A 1,215-nucleotide genomic window follows, 5' to 3' on the forward strand; every position below is an offset into this window, starting at 1 on the left:
TCCTGTTCGACTCCCGCTCCCGGATCGCCGGGGCGAACTCCGTCAACGCGCTCGGCCGCGTCTGGATGGTCCTCAACCCGATCCTCGACGGTGCGGCGTACTTCCTCGTGTTCGGGCTGCTGCTGGGCACCGGCCGCGGCGTGCCGAACTTCCTCGGCTACCTGATCATCGGCGTGTTCCTGTTCCGCTACACCTCGAGCGCGATCACGGCGGGGTCGCGTTCGATCTCGACCAACCTCTCCATCGTCCGCGCCTTCCGCTTCCCGCGGGCCACCCTGCCGATCGCGACGAACATCCGAGAGCTGATGCTCTTCGGCCCGACGCTGGTGGTGATGCTGGTGCTGGTCCTGGCCATCCCGCCGATGGAGCAGATCACGTGGCGCTGGCTGCTGCTGATCCCGCTGCTGGCGCTGCAGACGCTGTTCAACGTCGGCGCCTCCCTCCTGCTGGCCCGCTACGTGGCCCGCTGGTCCGACCTGTCCAACCTCATCGCGTTCGGCACCCGGATCTGGCTCTACATCTCCGCCGTGTTCTTCAGCGCCGACCGCTTCGCGAACATCCCGCCACTGATGACCGCCATGCATCTGAACCCTCTGTACTGCGTCCTGGACATCGCGCGACAGTCCCTGCTGTACGCCTCCGACGCCGACCCGATGCGGTGGATCGTCCTCGCCGCGTGGGCGGCGGCCCTGCTCGTGGTGGGGACCGTGGTGTTCTGGCGTGCCGAGGAGACCTACGGGGAGGAACGATGAGCGCGGAGCCCCTGACCCCCTCCGTCGTCGTCGACGAGGCGTCCATGACCTACCGCGTCCTCTCGGCCGAAGCGGTCCAGCCCCACCGGGGCCTGCGGGGCCGGGTCCGCGCCGCCCGGGGCGTGCGCACCACGGAGGTCCAGGCGCTGCAGCCGCTGTCGTTCGTGGTGGGACGCGGCGAGTCCGTGGGCGTGATCGGCACCAACGGGTCCGGCAAGTCCACCCTGATGAAGCTCATCACCGGCCAGATGCGCCCGACCACCGGCCACATCTACGCGACCTCCACGCCCGTGATGCTGGGCGTCAACGCCGCACTCGTCCGCCAGGTCTCCGGCGAGGACAACATCCGTCTGGGCTGCCTGGCGATGGGGATGTCCCGCGCGGAGGCGGAGGCCAAGCGGGTCGCCGTCGTCGCCCTGTCCGGCCTCGACGACCACGCGCTCCAGCTGCCGCTCAAGGCGTA

At 69.5% G+C, this 1,215-nt stretch carries 2 protein-coding genes; both read left to right on the forward strand.

The window, feature by feature from the left end; genetic code table 11:
- Nucleotides 1-752 (forward strand): ABC transporter permease (locus AB0N07_RS51400; RefSeq protein ID WP_365847940.1); only part of this gene is annotated, 752 nt, incomplete at its 5' end.
- Nucleotides 749-1,215, forward strand: a 467-nt coding sequence (locus AB0N07_RS51405) for an ATP-binding cassette domain-containing protein (RefSeq protein ID WP_365847942.1), incomplete at its 3' end; no start/stop codon positions are given. The genes AB0N07_RS51400 and AB0N07_RS51405, both read left to right, overlap by 4 nt.

The organism is Streptomyces sp. NPDC051172, from assembly GCF_040682555.1.
In the GTDB taxonomy this organism is placed as follows: Bacteria; Actinomycetota; Actinomycetes; order Streptomycetales; family Streptomycetaceae; genus Streptomyces.